The organism is Streptomyces sp. AP-93 (genome assembly GCF_022808175.1).
Classification (GTDB): Bacteria; Actinomycetota; Actinomycetes; order Streptomycetales; family Streptomycetaceae; genus Streptomyces.
Genome location: NZ_JALGBX010000043.1, coordinates 1 through 13,562, shown reverse-complemented (window position 1 = coordinate 13,562; position 13,562 = coordinate 1). Strand labels below are relative to the sequence as shown.

Here is a 13,562-nt window from a genome sequence, read left to right as displayed (position 1 = left end):
GCCGCGAAGAAACGATCCGGCATGCCGGCCCTACGCGCGCGGTCCGTAGGGTCGCTGAATGCCGTGGGCTTCCAACGCACTCTCGTAGCGGTTCAGCAGTCCGTCGAAGTCGGCCAGGAGGAATGTGGCAGCCTCGAGGGCCTCATCGACATCGCCCTGGGCGCAGGCCGCCACGATTTCGGCAACGTCGCTGCGGATGCTCGACAGCGAGTCACCCTGGATCAGCACCCCGGGGAAGCGACGTGGGGGCAGACGGACGACCGCGTCGTTGCCTGCATCCGTGAACAGCTCAGCCTCAATGAGTTCCATCGGGTCATCCAACAGCAGACGCCCTACCGCACCAAGCCGTAGTCATCACGGAAGCGCGGTCACAGCCCCGCATGAAGAGGATCGCCATGCGTGACCGCAGGGCCGATCGGCCACCGTCTTGGGAACACGTCGGCCGATGCTGGGCAAACAGTGCGGCAGGAGTGGACGCACCACTCAAGATCTGATGGCACACGCTCAACCTGCGGTGTTACAGGACACCTGTCCCGTGTGATCAGGCGGGCCGGACCAGCTGGGTCCGGCCCGCTGCATGAAGAGCCTGAGTGACGGTCAGGTGTTGTCGGCGTAGTAGACGCGGAGCATGCCGTCGATGTCGTTGACGATGGTCGAGATGCTGATGCTGTCGATCCAGCGGTGTCCGAGGTGGGCACTCTGGCAGATGCTGTCGGGGTGCTCGACGGTGACGGCGAAGACGAAGACGCGGGTGATCTTGCCGTGGTCGTGGAGGTGGTCGTTGTGGCCGAGGTATCGGTCGACCTCGGCGGATGAGAAGCCGAAGTGCTCGGCCAGGACGCGGTGCATGCCCATGACCAGGGTTTCGCCGGCCCAGACGCTGCCGGTGGGCAGTTCCCAGACGGTCGGGGTGTCGAAGTCGGGGGCGGCAGCCTCGATGAGGAGGAACCTCCCGCCGTGCTCGATCAGGGCCGCGGCGGCCAGTTCGGTGATGCCGTCGCTGTGGGTTCGGATGACCAGTTCGTCGAGGTGGCCGTTGTCGAAGAGGCTGATCATGGAGTCCTCCGCAGCGGGATGATGTCGGGGCTGCGGACCGGCATGGCTGGGCGGGCGGCTTCGGGGGTTGCCAGCAGGGCAACGATGGTGACGGGCTGCTGGCAGTGCGGGCAGTTGCGTGTCGCGGCAGGCTCCAACGGGTCGCGTTCGGCGGCCATTTGGCGGGATGCTCCGGGTCGGTGGGCAGGTTTGGGCTGCGGTGGCAGTTCGGGAAGGGGAGGCAGCGGCGGGGGCGGGGTTTCGCCGAGGCGGCGGGCTCGTTCCTCGTCGCGGACCTGGCCGCGGTGGCGGTCGGCGTCGCGGCGGCAGGTGGGCGAGCAGTAGACCTGCCGGATGGTGCGGGCGGCTTTGAAGGCGCCGTCGCAGGATGGGCAGGTGCGGTTCTCCAGGGCGTCCTTGCTGGTGCGGACCGTGTTGCGGCACTCGGCTGAGCAGAAGAGGCGCCGGGGGCTGACGTCGGTGGTGAACTCGTTCTGGCAGACGGGGCAGATCCTCTGGACGGGGATGTGCTGGCGGCTGGCCACTCGGCAGGCGGGAGAGCAGTAGACCTGGCGGCTGGTGCGGCTGGCGATGGTGAACGTGGCCTGGCAGACCGGGCAGTGCCGGGCCGTGTCGTCGGGGGCGCCCTTGGGGTTGGTGTGCCGGTCAGGAGACACGCGCGTTCACTCCCTGACGCAGGACCTGGGCCTGCTGCTGGTGTCCGCGGAGGCGGTAGGACGGGCCGTCGATGCCGGCGACCGCGGCCCGATGGAGGAGCCGGTCGAGCATGGCGGCGGCCACCGTGGCGTCACCGAAGGCGCCGGCCCAGTCGGCGATACCGACATTTGTGGTCAAAATGGTGGACGATTTCAGATACCGCTGGTTGATCACCTGGAACAGCGCGGAGGCACCGTCCTCGGGCAGCGGGAGATAGCCCAGCTCGTCGATCACGAGGAGCCGCGGACCGGCGAAGAACCGCATGCAGGTCTTCCACCTGCCTTCGAGGGCGGCCTTGTGGCACCTGGCCGCCAGCTCGGCGGCGGTGGTGAAGTAGACGCGGTGACCGGCGTCGACCGCGGCCCGGGCGAGCGCGACCGAGAGCATGGTCTTGCCGACCCCGGGCGGGCCGACGAACAGCACGTTCGAGGCGTCGTCGAGGAACCGCAGAGTGGCCAGGTCGCGGATGAGTTTCTCATCGACGCCGGGCTGGGCGGCGAAGTCGAAGTCGTTCAGCGTCCAGGGCTCCGGCAGGCAGGCGAACCTCAGCCGGGCGGCCAGCCGGCGGGCTTCGGTGGCCTCCACCTCGATCTCCAGGAGGCGTTCGAGAGCCGCGGTCAGCGTCATCCGTTCGGTCCGGGACTGGTCCAGGACCCGGTTCAGGGCCTCGGCGGCGTCGTTGAGTTTCAGGTAGGACAGATGGGCCCTCAGCTGCTGATAGCGGCGTGCTTCGCTCATCTGCATCGGCGTCGTACTCACTCCGTGTTCTCCTCCTCGTCCGGCGGGCGAACGTGCCGCAGCTGCTCGGCCACGGCGGCATAGTGGGACAGGTCGATCACGACCCGTTCGGCGGTCGACCCGGTCGCATGCCCCTGACGCAGCCGCTCGGCCTCCGCCAGGGCCGCGTCGGTGGGCGGCCGGCGGACCTTCGACTTGCAGGGGGCCCGGTCGGAGAACGACGCCAGCACCGACCGTTCCAACGCGATGACGTGGCCGGCGTCGCGAACCGTCTGCCGGGACCCGCGAATCGCCTTGCGGTGCCGGGCGATCACGGCCCGCCCGGCGGTGGCGATGTTCAGGAAGTCCTCGCCCAGACGGTGCACCACCGTCACCCGGGCACCGGGCAGGCCCGGCGGCACCGAGTAGAAGTTCCCCTCGAAGGGCACCAGGCTCTGCGCGGTGACCGTCCGTTCCACCGACAACTCGGCCGGGAACGGCAGCGCGGGAAGACCCAACAACGGCTCCGTCTCGGCGAGCTCGGCCACCGTGGTTCGCGATCCGTCGACCGTGCGGCGACGCTCGTCCATCCTCACGGAGAGCTTGTCGACGCCGGACTGGGCCTGCTCGACGCTCAGATCGTCGGGGACCGTTCGCCACCAGCGCTGAGCGGCCGAGTGGTTGGCCTTCTCCACGACGCCCTTGCGGTTGCCGCGGCGAGAGGGACACACATCCACTCCGACGCCGTAGTACTTCGCGACGCCCGCGAACGCGGCGGTGACCTGCCCGCTGGACGGGTAGCAGACCGTGGCCATCCGGTCGAAGCGCCATCGGCGGGCCGTCCCGCCCAGCTTGCGCACCACCTGGTCGAGTCCCTGGACCAAATGCGGGAAGTCCTCGGACTCCGCGAGGACCGCCCGCCACCGGCCCGAGTGCGCCAGGGCACCGACCAGCAGATGCGCATGCCCGCCGACGCCCCATTCCCCGGGCGGATCCGGCAACTCAAGCCAGTCGAACTGGATCTCCTCGCCCGGACGGTGCCCGATGATCGCCACGTCACGACCCTTCGTCGAGTGGCAGGGATCGCAGTGCGGCCGCACGTCATACCGGCGAAGGGCCCGCGTGAACGTCGAGTAGCCGCCCCGATAGCCCAGCTCCACCATCTCGTCGAACAGGGCGGTCGCCCACAGGTGCGGGTCGTCGGCCAGCCGCTGGCGGCAGTACTCCAAATACGGCACGAACTCGTCCGCGGCCAGGCGGCGGTGCCCAGCCTCCTGTTCGCCGTTCAGGTATGCGCGGATCGTCTTGCGGTCACGCCCCAGATGCCGGGCGATCGCCGAGATCGTCCACCCCTGACGACGCAGAGCATGTGCGTCCACGTCTTCCTCCCGCGTGAGCATCCGGGCCTCCGAACAGGCCGACCGTCAAGCACACGCAGGCTCTCCACAACACGCCGACACCAGTTCGACACGCCGATCAAGACCACTCAAACGATGGGGAGATCAACTGAGCAGGTTTGGGGACACAACTGAGCACGGGTGGGGAAAATCAAAGAGCGTCATCACCGTCAGGATGTGCTCGCCCTTCATCCACGACAGGTCAGGGTGCAGATAGCGCAGCGGCAGTTTTGGCGTGTCCAGTTTGGGCGGCTGCCCGTAGAGGCCGTGGGAGCGGTGCAGCACGCCGGACTCCGTCAGGAGAACGGTCACCTGCCTGCCCGTGGCCGTGCGGCCCAGCCGGAATCCCACCACGGTCATCGGCATTGTGCGATGTGGCTGCGTAGATGAGATGTGGGTTCTGGCACAGATCTTGGGGAGCCATCGCGGAGGGTGACCGTGTCGTTTGATTTGCAAGGGATGCTCACGAACGCCGCCAGCCCCATTTGGTTGGACGAAGACCTTCAACGGTCCCCGTCTCTGCGCGTGTCGGCCGCCTCACCATCATGGAAACGGGTGCTGACGCCTACCGCCTCGCCAGCACCCGGGCCAGCACGCAGAAGCCGCTGATCAACTGCTTCAACGCCTGGCCGGCAACCGCTGAAGACCGGCCAGGCCGACGTCATCCGAGCGGGACCCGCTCTGGGGCCAAGGGCCCGGCATTCAGATGCGCTGCGATGCGCGTGACGGTCCGGGTGTTGTCCTCGAACAGATGCGCCTGCATGCCCGCCGCCTGGGCGGCCGCAACGTTGATTGCGACATCGTCGATGAACAGGCAGTTTTCCGGCCGCACGTCCAGGCTGGCGCATGCGGCCTCGAAGGCCCGCAGGTCGGGCTTCTCGATGCCGATCTCGTGCGAGTAGACGATCTGCTCCACCAGTTCGTCGAAGTGGTACAGCGTCGTCTCCCGCTCCCGGGCGCCGACGAAGCTGTTGCTCAGGATGCCCAGCCTGCAGCTTCCGCGCAGCCCTTTCACATAGTCGATGAACTCCTCGTTCGGCGTCCCTAGATACTCCGCCCAGAGATCAGCCATGAAGGCTTCAACGTGGGGGGCGTCGAGACCCAAACGGGCCGCCACCTGCTCGTGGACCTCTCGCTCGCTGATGCTCCCAACGCTCCCAGCCCGCCACACGTCGTGCATCCGTTCGTGGACAGTGCCCGGAGGCAGCTTCAGCCGCTCTTCCCACCGTTGCACCCATCCCGTTTCCGGCGTGATCTCCAGCACGCCGCCGATGTCGAGAATGACGCAGGTCGCTGTCACGCGAACTCCCCTCTTCGTCCTGGTCTGACCAGCGAGTACGGACACCCCGGTCATGTGATCGACTCAGACACTGTCGTCTCTCCCTCTGGGGCAAGGTCAAGCGATCTTCGAAGCTGTGACAGCCCTGTCGCAAGCCGCCGACCCGACTCGCCTGAATACACAGGTGCCTTCAAAAAGCTCGGTCTGTCACAGATCCTGGGGAGCCGTCCCTGAGCGTCACTGGAGCAGGATCATCTTGCGGAGTAGATCGAATCCGGCTCGGCCGTAGAGCTGCCGCTTGATCTTCTTGATGCGGTTGACGGCTCCCTCGATGCTGCCGGAGCTCCAGTCAAGAGTGAGCCCGGCTGTCACGGCGTCGAGGTCTCGGAGTAGGTGGAGTGCGAAGCCGGTGAGGCCGGGTAGCTGGCTGGCGTCGACTGCGTCGATCCAGGTGCGGAGCGTGGAGCCGAGGCGGTCGGTGAGTATCTCGCCAAAGTCGCGGACATGCCCGGCGGCCTTGTCCAGTTCAGGGCAGCGGGCCAGGACCTGCTTCAGGCCGGCCTGGTCTTGCTCGGTCAGGCTCGTGGGGTGCCGGGTGAGCCAGCCGGTCACCTGCCGCACCGTCGGCGGCCGGGGCGGCGCCTCGGACGGAGCCCGCGCAAAGTGACGATGTGCGCGCGGACCATGCCGTAGGTGACAGGAGCGTGCTCGGCAACCAGCTCGCCGTGCAGTCGGGTGACGCTGGTGCATCCCGCGGCGAATCACCGCTCCAAGTAGGCCTTGTAGGGGTCCAGTCTGCTGGGCCGGGGCCGACTCTCGCGGATGGTGTCCTGCCAGCGTGCGGCGTTCGCGTACCGGAGCACGGTGTTGAGGCCCCAGCCCAGGTGCCGGGCAATCGCCCGGCGTGAGTGACCTTGAGCAAGGAGCTCGTGGACCAGGGCATGTGCTGCCTTCTTCCGCTCGGCCCGTCGGCCGATGGGCGCCGAGTCGTCCTGCGGCCGACCGGAAGCCAGTCGGGTGGCCTCCGGCAACATGCCGCTGGGCGAAGGACTGCTCAGGCAGTCGCGGTGGGCGGCGACACAGGTCTCCACGGCTCGGCCGAGGCCCTGCCACAGATGGAACCGGTCGGCGACCTGCAGAGCTTCGGGGGCACCGCGCCGGGCACCCTCGGCGTAGGCGCCCGCCCGGTCCCGGCAGATGATCTCCACGCCTGGGTGACGGATCAGCCACGCGGCCAGTGGCCCGGCTTCACGGGTCGGGAGCACATCGACCACGCGATGGTCTTCGACACTGGTCAAGACGGTGGAGTAGGTCTGGCCGCGACGGATCGCGAAGTCGTCCACGCCCAGCACACGCGGCGTGCTGAACCGCGGATCGGGCAATGCCATGACCCTGCGTAACAAGGTCATCCGTCCCGCGCCGAAACCCAGCTGGGCAGCCAGCCGAGCGCCGGCCCGCCCGGCAAGCGCGAGCCCCACTCGCTCCAAGGCGTGGTTGAGCCGCATGGTGAACCGTGCGTGCGGTGCTGCCAGCCGGGAGAACGGCTCGGCAAACGTCCGGCGCGGGCAGTCCGCAGACCCGCAGATGAAACGCCGGACCGTCAGCCGGATCGCGAAGCCCTGCTCAGCGAGCGGAAGGTCCTTCAGCCTGCGTTGGTATCGGTCGTGGACTCGGACCGAGAAGCGGCCGCAGTCCGGACACTCAGAGCCGGCCGCGCGGCCTCTCGCCACCACCTCGACCATGCCGAACGCGGCCGTCACCGCCTCGACATCCACATCGTCGACCCCGGCGAACACCAGCGAGTCCCAGAGCGGTGCATCGGTCTGCATGACCAGCACCATCGCCGTACACAACCGACCGCAGCAGCGGCCGGCAGACACCTGAGGGAGCGTCAATTCTGATCGTCGGACGACACGGCGTACGCGATCTCACACGAACCCGTCTCCTCACAATCGAACATCCGGGTAACGCTCCGCGACGGCTCCCCAAGATCTGTGCCAGAACCCGTAACTCGCTGACAAAGCCATGCGATGCCACTGCGCGAAGGCCCAGCGTCTCTGGCGGGGCCACAAGCGATGCAGGCTGAGGATCCGACTCCGTGAAATGTATGCGGAGCAACTAATTCCCCCTTGTCGCGCGTGCTGGAGCCCTGCCAAGCTGCGTGCGGCCCCGGCGAGGGGCGCCCGCTGACCTCGTGTCCGTACGCAGGAGGCCGACCATGTTGAAACGGCGGACCAGCCGGCGGGCCCGACGCGCTGGGGGAAGGAAGCGACTTGTCTGACCCGAATGTCGTTGTCGCCCATGGGGCTCACCTTCGTGATTGTCACGTCAGGAATCGTCACTGACCAGCACAAAGGAGATCAGAGTGGCCGAAAACGTACGATCCAAGATGGCCATGACCGGGGCCGCGGCCCTGCTCATGGCAGGCGCCTTCTCCACACCGGCCCTGGCCCAGGCCGATCCCAACGCCGCCGAAATCGCCGCCATCGTGGCCGGCACGAATGACTGCCCGAGGGGGTACGCCTGCCTGTGGGTCGACGCGAACTGGAGCGGGTCGCGGTGGCAGGGCCAGAACAACAATCCGACCCTTCCCTCCTTTATCGACGACAAGGCCTCGTCGACGTTCAACAACGGCAACAACTGCCCCGTCCACTTCGCCACCGCCCAGTGGTACGGCGGCCACATCATGACCGAGGGGCTGGGCAGCATCCGCCAGAACCTGGCACTCAACCCGATACCGCACGGGAACGGCGCCCACGACAACTTCAATGACCGGTTCTCGTCGATGTACTGGTGCAGTTACTGACATGCGTCCCGCCACCGTCAAAGCCACCCTGTTGGTGGTGATGGCCGGCATGCTCTCCGGCTGCGGCAGCTCGCAGCCGGAGGGTGCGCGGGTACCTGACCACCTTGACCAGAGCACAGTGGACATGGTCACCAACACCGGGGACTACCCGGCTCGGCTGTACCAGGTGGCGCTGGTCGACCTTGCACTGACCGAGAAGTGCATGCGGGACGCCGGGATCCCGTGGAAAGGCAGCGTCGACCGGCCCAACCCGGACGCCGACGAGGGCGGCGGGGTCAGCGCCGACTGGGTCCGGCAGCATGGGTACGCTCTGTCCGAGGCCAAGCCGTCCGACGGGCAGAATGGGCAAGCCGGCAACAGCGACGATCCGCGACTGCGCGAAACCCTGCTCGGGCCGCGCACCGCACTCGCCAAGCTGACCGCCCCGGGCGCCATCGTCTACTGGTACCCGAAGCAGGGCTGCGCGGCGAACGCCCACGCCTCCGTGTACGGCGACCTCGACACCTGGGCACGGATCACATACATGCCGCAGGAGATCAGCCTCGGCCTGTTCAAGAAGGCGACCTCCGACCAGCGTTACCAAGCCGCGCTCGGGCGCTGGCGCACGTGTATGAGCCAGTACCGGTACAGCTACGATTCGCCGTCCAGCATCCCCTCGGCCCTGAGAAAGGCGTTCGAGGACTCCACCGAGCCGCTGGACCAGCGCCGGGAGAAGGAGATCACCATCGCGGTACGGGACATGGGCTGCGACCAGCAGGTCGAGCTTTCCAAGACCGGGCTGCGGCTGCGGCGGGAGCTCGCGCGCACCATCGAGCCGCAGCAACGTGCGGAGATGACCCGGCTGTCCGGCCTGTTCACCAAGGCCGAGCAGCGCAGCAAGACCCTATCCCGCTGACCGCCCCTGGTGACGGGATCGGAGAGCGGAACCAAGGCCGGCCGGCGAGCCCTAACCGACGACGAACGCACCCGCTCCGAACAGCAGGGGAAAAGACGGCCCGGGGCGCCACAGGCCCGCGGTGAGGGCGCACGGTCAGCCGGCGAACCGTTTGGCCGGCCAGTTACTCCTCATTGATCTCGGTGATGAGGATGCCGAAGCGGTCACCGAGCTCCGCGTCCGCGTGCGTCGGCGCCGACGCGAACGCACTCAGCACCGATGGGGCCCCGCCGAACCGACTGCGTTTCGTCACCCGGGGCGGCCCATTTCGCCGGTAGCCCTCTACCGGGCCAACGAGCTGGCTGGCCTCAGCACAAGCTCGTGCCGCCCGCGTGGCGCAAGGCGGTGTACGTCAACCCTGATCTACCGCAGGGCGCGGTGGACCGGGACGCGTACGCGGTCTGCGTGCTGGAACAGCGGCACCGGGCCCTGAACAACCGCGATGTCTTCGCCTCGCCTTGGCACCGCTGTCGGCCGAGGACGAACAGGCGTGGTGCCTGACGCTGCTGACGAATTCGGTGGTGACCTGGACGACGGACACTACGGCCTGGCCGTCGCGCAGATGCGGGCCGAGGGCCGGGCGGTCGACGACGAGCTCCTCGCGCACATCTCCCCGGCCCATAGCGAGAACGTGAACTTCTTCGGCACGATCAACGTTGAGGTCGACACCGAGCTCGCCAAGCTCGACCCGGCCGGCTACCGGCCGCTGCGCCCCCGCCGACCGGACCGGACCGGACCTGACCTGACCTGACAGAGCCCTGGCCGATGTCGGGGCGCCGGTTCCCCGGGGCCATCAGGCTGATCTTGCTCGACGGGCGGCATCCTGCACGGCCTGCCGGAGCGTGTGTGTGGCTCCCATCGCGCGGAAGCCCCCCACACGCTCCGGGCCCGACTGAGCTCAGGGCCCGGGCCCTCTCTTCGTCTACGTGCCGGGGCTGGCCACGCCGCTCGCGTCGACGGTGAACCGTCCGTTCGTGGCGCCGTTGAAGGTCCCGTTCTTGATCCACTCGATCAGTGCCGCCTTGAGCGTGGCATGGGGACCGGCCCAGGGTTCGCCAGGGCGCCCGCCGTACGGGGTCCCCGATTCCGGCGTGCAGCGCTGCTCGGAGCAGCCCTCGTTCAGGAGTGCGTGGCTCGCGCATTGGACCTGCACGAGCACTTTGTTCGTCATCGGTGCCGGGAGGGCGTTGTAGATGGCGGGCGCGTTGGCCGGCGGCGCGACCGTGTCCTCGAAACCGTGGATGACCAGAGAGGGGGTGGTCAGCTGTCCCGCGACGGTGGTGTTCCAGCCGTAGCTGGAGAACACCGGCGAGCGGGTGAGGCCGGTCGGGTTGTTGGGGTCCGTCCCTCCCCACTCACGTCCCACGGTTTCCTGCTCCAGCAGCTGCGACCGGAACTGCTCCGGGCTGCCCGGTACGACGTGGCCTGTGCAGGCCGCCTCGCGCTCTGGCGGCATTCGCCAGAGCGCGGCCGCGGCCGATGAGGGGTCGTTGACGCGCAGCGGGAACGTGGCGAAGCCGGTCGGCGGCGGCGTTTCCTCGGTCGGGAAGCCGAAGGCCGACGACAGGAACACGGCGCGGTTGACCTTGGCGATGTAGCCGGCGCTTCCAGCAAGGACCGGATTGGCCGCGTACAGCGTCCGGGCAGCGAGCTGCCCGCCGAACGACCAACCGAGCAGGGTGACCTTGCCGTCCGTCGGCTTCGAGCGCGCGATGGCGTCGTCGATGACCTGGCGGATGTCTCGCACGAAGGTGTCGACGCGTGCGAAGCGGACGTTGCTCGAGTGTGCGCGCCGCTCTCCGCCCAGCGGATTCGTCAGGAGCAGCGTCCCTTGCTGATCGAGGGGGAACGGGACATGAGTGCGGTCGCACCCCTCGGGGTGGGGGCAGCTGCCATCCGTGTTGTAGGGCCTGAGGCTCGCGTTGCCGGGATCGTTCAGACCGTTTCCGAAGTGCGTCGAGCGGCCGAAGCCGATCAGGTTGGGGGCGAAGGTGTCGACTCCCGCCCGGGCGAGGGCCCTCTGCACACTCAGCTCGCCGCCGCCGGTGGCGGGGTGTCGCAGGTCGAACACCGGCGGTCCGGTTGTTGTCGCGCCGTGGATCAGCACCGCAGTCCTGTGAGGCACCGACCGGCATTTGCCGTTCGCGTACACCGGGCTGACGCGGTGGACCTGGAGCCTGGCCGGGCGCCCGTCGAACTGTGGGTCCGGCATCAGCCCGGGCGGCACCCTGAAGCGCAGCCAGTGATCCCGGACTGCGACGCCGGTCGGTACCTCATCGCAGAGCTTGGGCGACGATACGAGGCGGCTGGCAGCAGCCATTGACTCGCCAGAGCCGACGCCACCCGTGATCAGGCAGAGAAACAGCACGAGCCACCGCCTCCGGCCCCCGGCCGGCCATGCCCGGCGTCGCCGGCCTTGCGACCCCCGTCTCTGGTTCGCACACCCGACCGGCGGGCGCTGACGGCTTTCTGGTCTGGTGTGCATCGCTTCTCCTGGCTGAGGCTGCCCATCTTGGTCTCGTACGGCCGTCCTCAGGCTGTGCCCCACCCGTCACAGGAGGCGGTCGTCAGCAGCATCTTTCGGCGTCGTGCGGTTCCCTGCCAGACAGGCTCGGCTGAACGGACCCGCACGGTCCGCCTCCGCGCATGACACCGACTGCCCGGGCACCCACGAAGTTGTCAGACGCCCAGGGTGGTCTCACTTCGGTCGGTACGAGGGCAGGGCGATGCATACGCCGTGTCGATAAACGACCGTCTGCATCAGATCGACGCCCTCCTGCGGACCGGCGTCGACCGCGGCCACATCCACGTCGACACCGCGAGCGGCGCGAAGGCGCCCCGCCCGAAGCTCGACCTCGTCATGCAGCTGCTGCGCGAGGGCGACATCCTGAAGGTCACCCGGCTCGACCGGCTCTCCCGCTCCGTCCTGCACCTGGTGACCCTCGGCGCAGACCTGCGCGAGCGCGGCATCGGCCTGCACGTCATCGAGGAGGGCATCGACACCTCCACCATGGAGGGCCGGGCCATGTTCGGGATGCTGTCTGTACTGGCGGAGCTCCAGCGCGAGCTGATCGTGGCGAACACCAACGACGGGCTCGCCGCCGCGCGGGCCCGCGGCAGGGTCGGCGGGCGCCGGCCCCGCCTCACCGCCGACCAGGCCTCGCTCGCCCGGCAGCTCTACGACGCGCGCGAGAAGACCGTCCAGCAGATCGCCGACCTGTTCGGCGTGCCGCGCTCGACGGTGTACGGACACCTCGACAGGGATAGGACCGTGCCCCGCCAACCGAAGAAGACCACGGTCACGAAACACTGACCTCGACTTTGCACCTGTGGTTCTGTTCACGAGAACGGAACTCGTGAACAAAGCCACACCTGGGGTCAGAAACAGGGGTCCCGCGCCGAACTACCACCAGACGACGGCGTACGCGTCACCTCCGGCGGTGCCCGGGGGCCCGTTGAATTCGTTGGTTTGCCCGCTGCCGCCGCTGCCGCCGACCCACCGACCGGCGGGTAGATCGACGATGCCGTCGATGGGAGGGGAATCGCCCGCATTGCTGGGGGAGGGGCCCAAGGTGCCCGAGGTGCCCGAGGGACCCGTCCGTGCCACCGCGCCGTTCGTGCACGTGCCGGTGCCGCCGAGGCCGCCGCTACCGGTTTGGGCGCCCCCCATGGGGTGCAGAATGCGGGCTCCGCCTCCGCCGCCTCCGCCGCCGGTGGCGGAGGCCAGTACGGTGTTGCCCGGTGCGGTCAACATGGTCGGGGTGCCGTCGCCGCCCGGGGAGCCGTCCTCGGAGGGAGTCGACTCTGTGGGTGCCGCGCCGCCGGCGCCGGCGGCCCCGCCGTCTCCCAGGGTCAGGGTGTAGGGCGTGTTCGGCGTGACCGGTACGACGCACCAGACGAAGCCACCGGCACCGCCGCCGCCCCCGCCTGCTGTTCTGGCGCCGATCACACCGGCAAACGGGCCTCCTGCCCCGCCTCCGCCGCCACCCGCGCCCCACACCTGAACATGCACGGAGGTGACGTTCGCGGGGGGAGAGAACGTTCCGTCTGCCGTGAACTCCCGGAGACCGTGAGGGGTATCCGCGGGAGTCTGATTCCAGGTCACCATGCGCTCGTTGAATCGGCACATCTGACCCGCTTCGAGATCGATGAGCCGAAGCGCACCGCCGATCCGGGAGTAGCAGCCGGTAAGGACGCCGTCAGCACCGGGAATGTCTGCGTGCGCCACGCCGCCGAGCAGGCCGGCGGTCAGGCTCAGCGCCGCAGCGGCGATCGTGCCTGTTCGGGCACTCCTGCGGTGCCTTGAAGAAGGCGCGGATGGAGAGCGAGACATTGTGGTGATCCCCAGAGGACTCGGGAGCAGTACGTGGACCAGGCCGCGAGGGCCTCTTGAAGGGTCCAGGATTTCGCTCACGCAGACGATGATTTGGCCTGGTTCATACCTCTTGTGCCGTAGTGGATGCCGCCATCGGTGTTGGCGTGGCAGGACAACTCCAGGGATCAACTGGGCAACGTTTCCAGTCGCTCGCCAGCAGCTCTTCCGACAACCACTCCTGACGCACACCCCGCCCCTCCCATGCCGATCGTCTCTCGACCAGTCCAACTAGTACTCCAGCAGTACTTTGTGGCTTGACCTGGGGAAACGTCGAGCGGTGGGAGTGTAGCGGGCAGGTTGCC

General features: G+C 68.2%; 16 protein-coding genes. 4 read left to right on the top strand and 12 right to left on the bottom strand.

Annotated features, from left to right (window positions below; genetic code table 11):
• Positions 1-30: 30 nt before the first annotated feature.
• From MTF69_RS40315 to MTF69_RS40275, 9 genes are all read right to left on the bottom strand, one after another.
• Positions 31-309, bottom strand: a complete 279-nt coding sequence (locus MTF69_RS40315) for a hypothetical protein (RefSeq protein ID WP_243341781.1) — start codon at positions 307-309, stop codon at positions 31-33.
• 288 nt (positions 310-597) lie between these two features.
• Positions 598-1,056: an NUDIX hydrolase gene (locus tag MTF69_RS40310; protein ID WP_243341780.1), complete on the bottom strand. Its 459-nt coding sequence runs from the start codon at positions 1,054-1,056 to the stop codon at positions 598-600.
• Positions 1,053-1,712, bottom strand: coding sequence for a hypothetical protein (locus MTF69_RS40305; protein WP_243341779.1), 660 nt, complete (start codon positions 1,710-1,712; stop codon positions 1,053-1,055). Before MTF69_RS40305 ends, MTF69_RS40310 begins: the two co-directional genes overlap by 4 nt.
• Positions 1,702-2,511, bottom strand: a complete 810-nt coding sequence (gene istB / locus MTF69_RS40300) for an IS21-like element helper ATPase IstB (RefSeq protein WP_243341778.1) — start codon at positions 2,509-2,511, stop codon at positions 1,702-1,704. The genes MTF69_RS40305 and istB overlap by 11 nt, the downstream gene beginning before the upstream one ends.
• A complete protein-coding gene (locus MTF69_RS40295; protein ID WP_243341777.1) occupies positions 2,508-3,848 on the bottom strand; it encodes an IS21 family transposase in 1,341 nt (446 codons plus the stop codon). Before MTF69_RS40295 ends, istB begins: the two co-directional genes overlap by 4 nt.
• A gap of 123 nt (positions 3,849-3,971) precedes the next feature.
• Positions 3,972-4,232, bottom strand: a complete 261-nt coding sequence (locus MTF69_RS40290; protein WP_243341776.1) for a hypothetical protein — start codon at positions 4,230-4,232, stop codon at positions 3,972-3,974.
• A 295-nt stretch (positions 4,233-4,527) separates the two neighbouring features.
• Positions 4,528-5,166: an HAD-IA family hydrolase gene (locus tag MTF69_RS40285; RefSeq protein ID WP_243341775.1), complete on the bottom strand. Its 639-nt coding sequence runs from the start codon at positions 5,164-5,166 to the stop codon at positions 4,528-4,530.
• Positions 5,167-5,382: 216 nt separating this feature from the next.
• A complete protein-coding gene (locus MTF69_RS40280) occupies positions 5,383-5,757 on the bottom strand; it encodes a transposase (RefSeq protein WP_243341774.1) in 375 nt (124 codons plus the stop codon).
• Between the two features lie 149 nt (positions 5,758-5,906).
• A complete protein-coding gene (locus tag MTF69_RS40275; protein ID WP_243341773.1) occupies positions 5,907-6,986 on the bottom strand; it encodes an ISL3 family transposase in 1,080 nt (359 codons plus the stop codon).
• Between the two features lie 524 nt (positions 6,987-7,510).
• Between MTF69_RS40275 and MTF69_RS40270 the strand changes: the two genes are divergently transcribed.
• Entirely contained in the window at positions 7,511-7,951 is a 441-nt protein-coding gene (locus tag MTF69_RS40270) for a peptidase inhibitor family I36 protein (RefSeq protein WP_243341772.1), read from the top strand.
• A 1-nt stretch (position 7,952) separates the two neighbouring features.
• A complete protein-coding gene (locus MTF69_RS40265) occupies positions 7,953-8,846 on the top strand; it encodes a hypothetical protein (RefSeq protein WP_243341771.1) in 894 nt (297 codons plus the stop codon).
• Positions 8,847-9,009: 163 nt separating this feature from the next.
• Here the strand turns inward: MTF69_RS40265 and MTF69_RS43240 are convergent, their stop codons facing one another.
• Positions 9,010-9,138 (bottom strand): hypothetical protein, encoded by a 129-nt coding sequence (locus tag MTF69_RS43240; protein WP_279346847.1) that lies wholly within the window; start codon positions 9,136-9,138, stop codon positions 9,010-9,012.
• A 240-nt stretch (positions 9,139-9,378) separates the two neighbouring features.
• Here MTF69_RS43240 and MTF69_RS40260 point away from each other — a divergent pair, with 240 nt between their 5' ends.
• Entirely contained in the window at positions 9,379-9,636 is a 258-nt protein-coding gene (locus tag MTF69_RS40260) for a transposase (protein ID WP_243341770.1), read from the top strand.
• Positions 9,637-9,807: 171 nt separating this feature from the next.
• Here MTF69_RS40260 and MTF69_RS40255 read toward each other — a convergent pair whose 3' ends face one another.
• Complete coding sequence (locus MTF69_RS40255; RefSeq protein WP_243341769.1) at positions 9,808-11,370, bottom strand: alpha/beta fold hydrolase; 1,563 nt, start codon at positions 11,368-11,370, stop codon at positions 9,808-9,810.
• Positions 11,371-11,622: 252 nt separating this feature from the next.
• Between MTF69_RS40255 and MTF69_RS40250 the strand changes: the two genes are divergently transcribed.
• A complete protein-coding gene (locus MTF69_RS40250) occupies positions 11,623-12,198 on the top strand; it encodes a recombinase family protein (protein WP_243341768.1) in 576 nt (191 codons plus the stop codon).
• A gap of 90 nt (positions 12,199-12,288) precedes the next feature.
• On the opposite strand, the gene MTF69_RS40245 is transcribed toward MTF69_RS40250, so the two are convergent.
• The gene (locus MTF69_RS40245) at positions 12,289-12,834 is read right to left on the bottom strand and encodes a hypothetical protein (RefSeq protein ID WP_243341767.1); all 546 of its coding nucleotides are present in this window, start codon (positions 12,832-12,834) and stop codon (positions 12,289-12,291) included.
• Between the last annotated feature and the right edge of the window lie 728 nt (positions 12,835-13,562).

Bases quoted from the DNA above. Each gene is read 5' to 3' on its own strand.
- MTF69_RS40315 (WP_243341781.1), bottom strand. From the start codon at position 309: ATGGAACTCATTGAGGCTGAGCTGTTCACGGATGCAGGCAACGACGCG.
- MTF69_RS40310 (WP_243341780.1), bottom strand. From the start codon at position 1,056: ATGATCAGCCTCTTCGACAACGGCCACCTCGACGAACTGGTCATCCGA.
- MTF69_RS40290 (WP_243341776.1), bottom strand. From the start codon at position 4,232: ATGCCGATGACCGTGGTGGGATTCCGGCTGGGCCGCACGGCCACGGGC.
- MTF69_RS40275 (WP_243341773.1), bottom strand. From the start codon at position 6,986: ATGGTGCTGGTCATGCAGACCGATGCACCGCTCTGGGACTCGCTGGTG.
- MTF69_RS40265 (WP_243341771.1), top strand. From the start codon at position 7,953: ATGCGTCCCGCCACCGTCAAAGCCACCCTGTTGGTGGTGATGGCCGGC.
- MTF69_RS40255 (WP_243341769.1), bottom strand. From the start codon at position 11,370: ATGCACACCAGACCAGAAAGCCGTCAGCGCCCGCCGGTCGGGTGTGCG.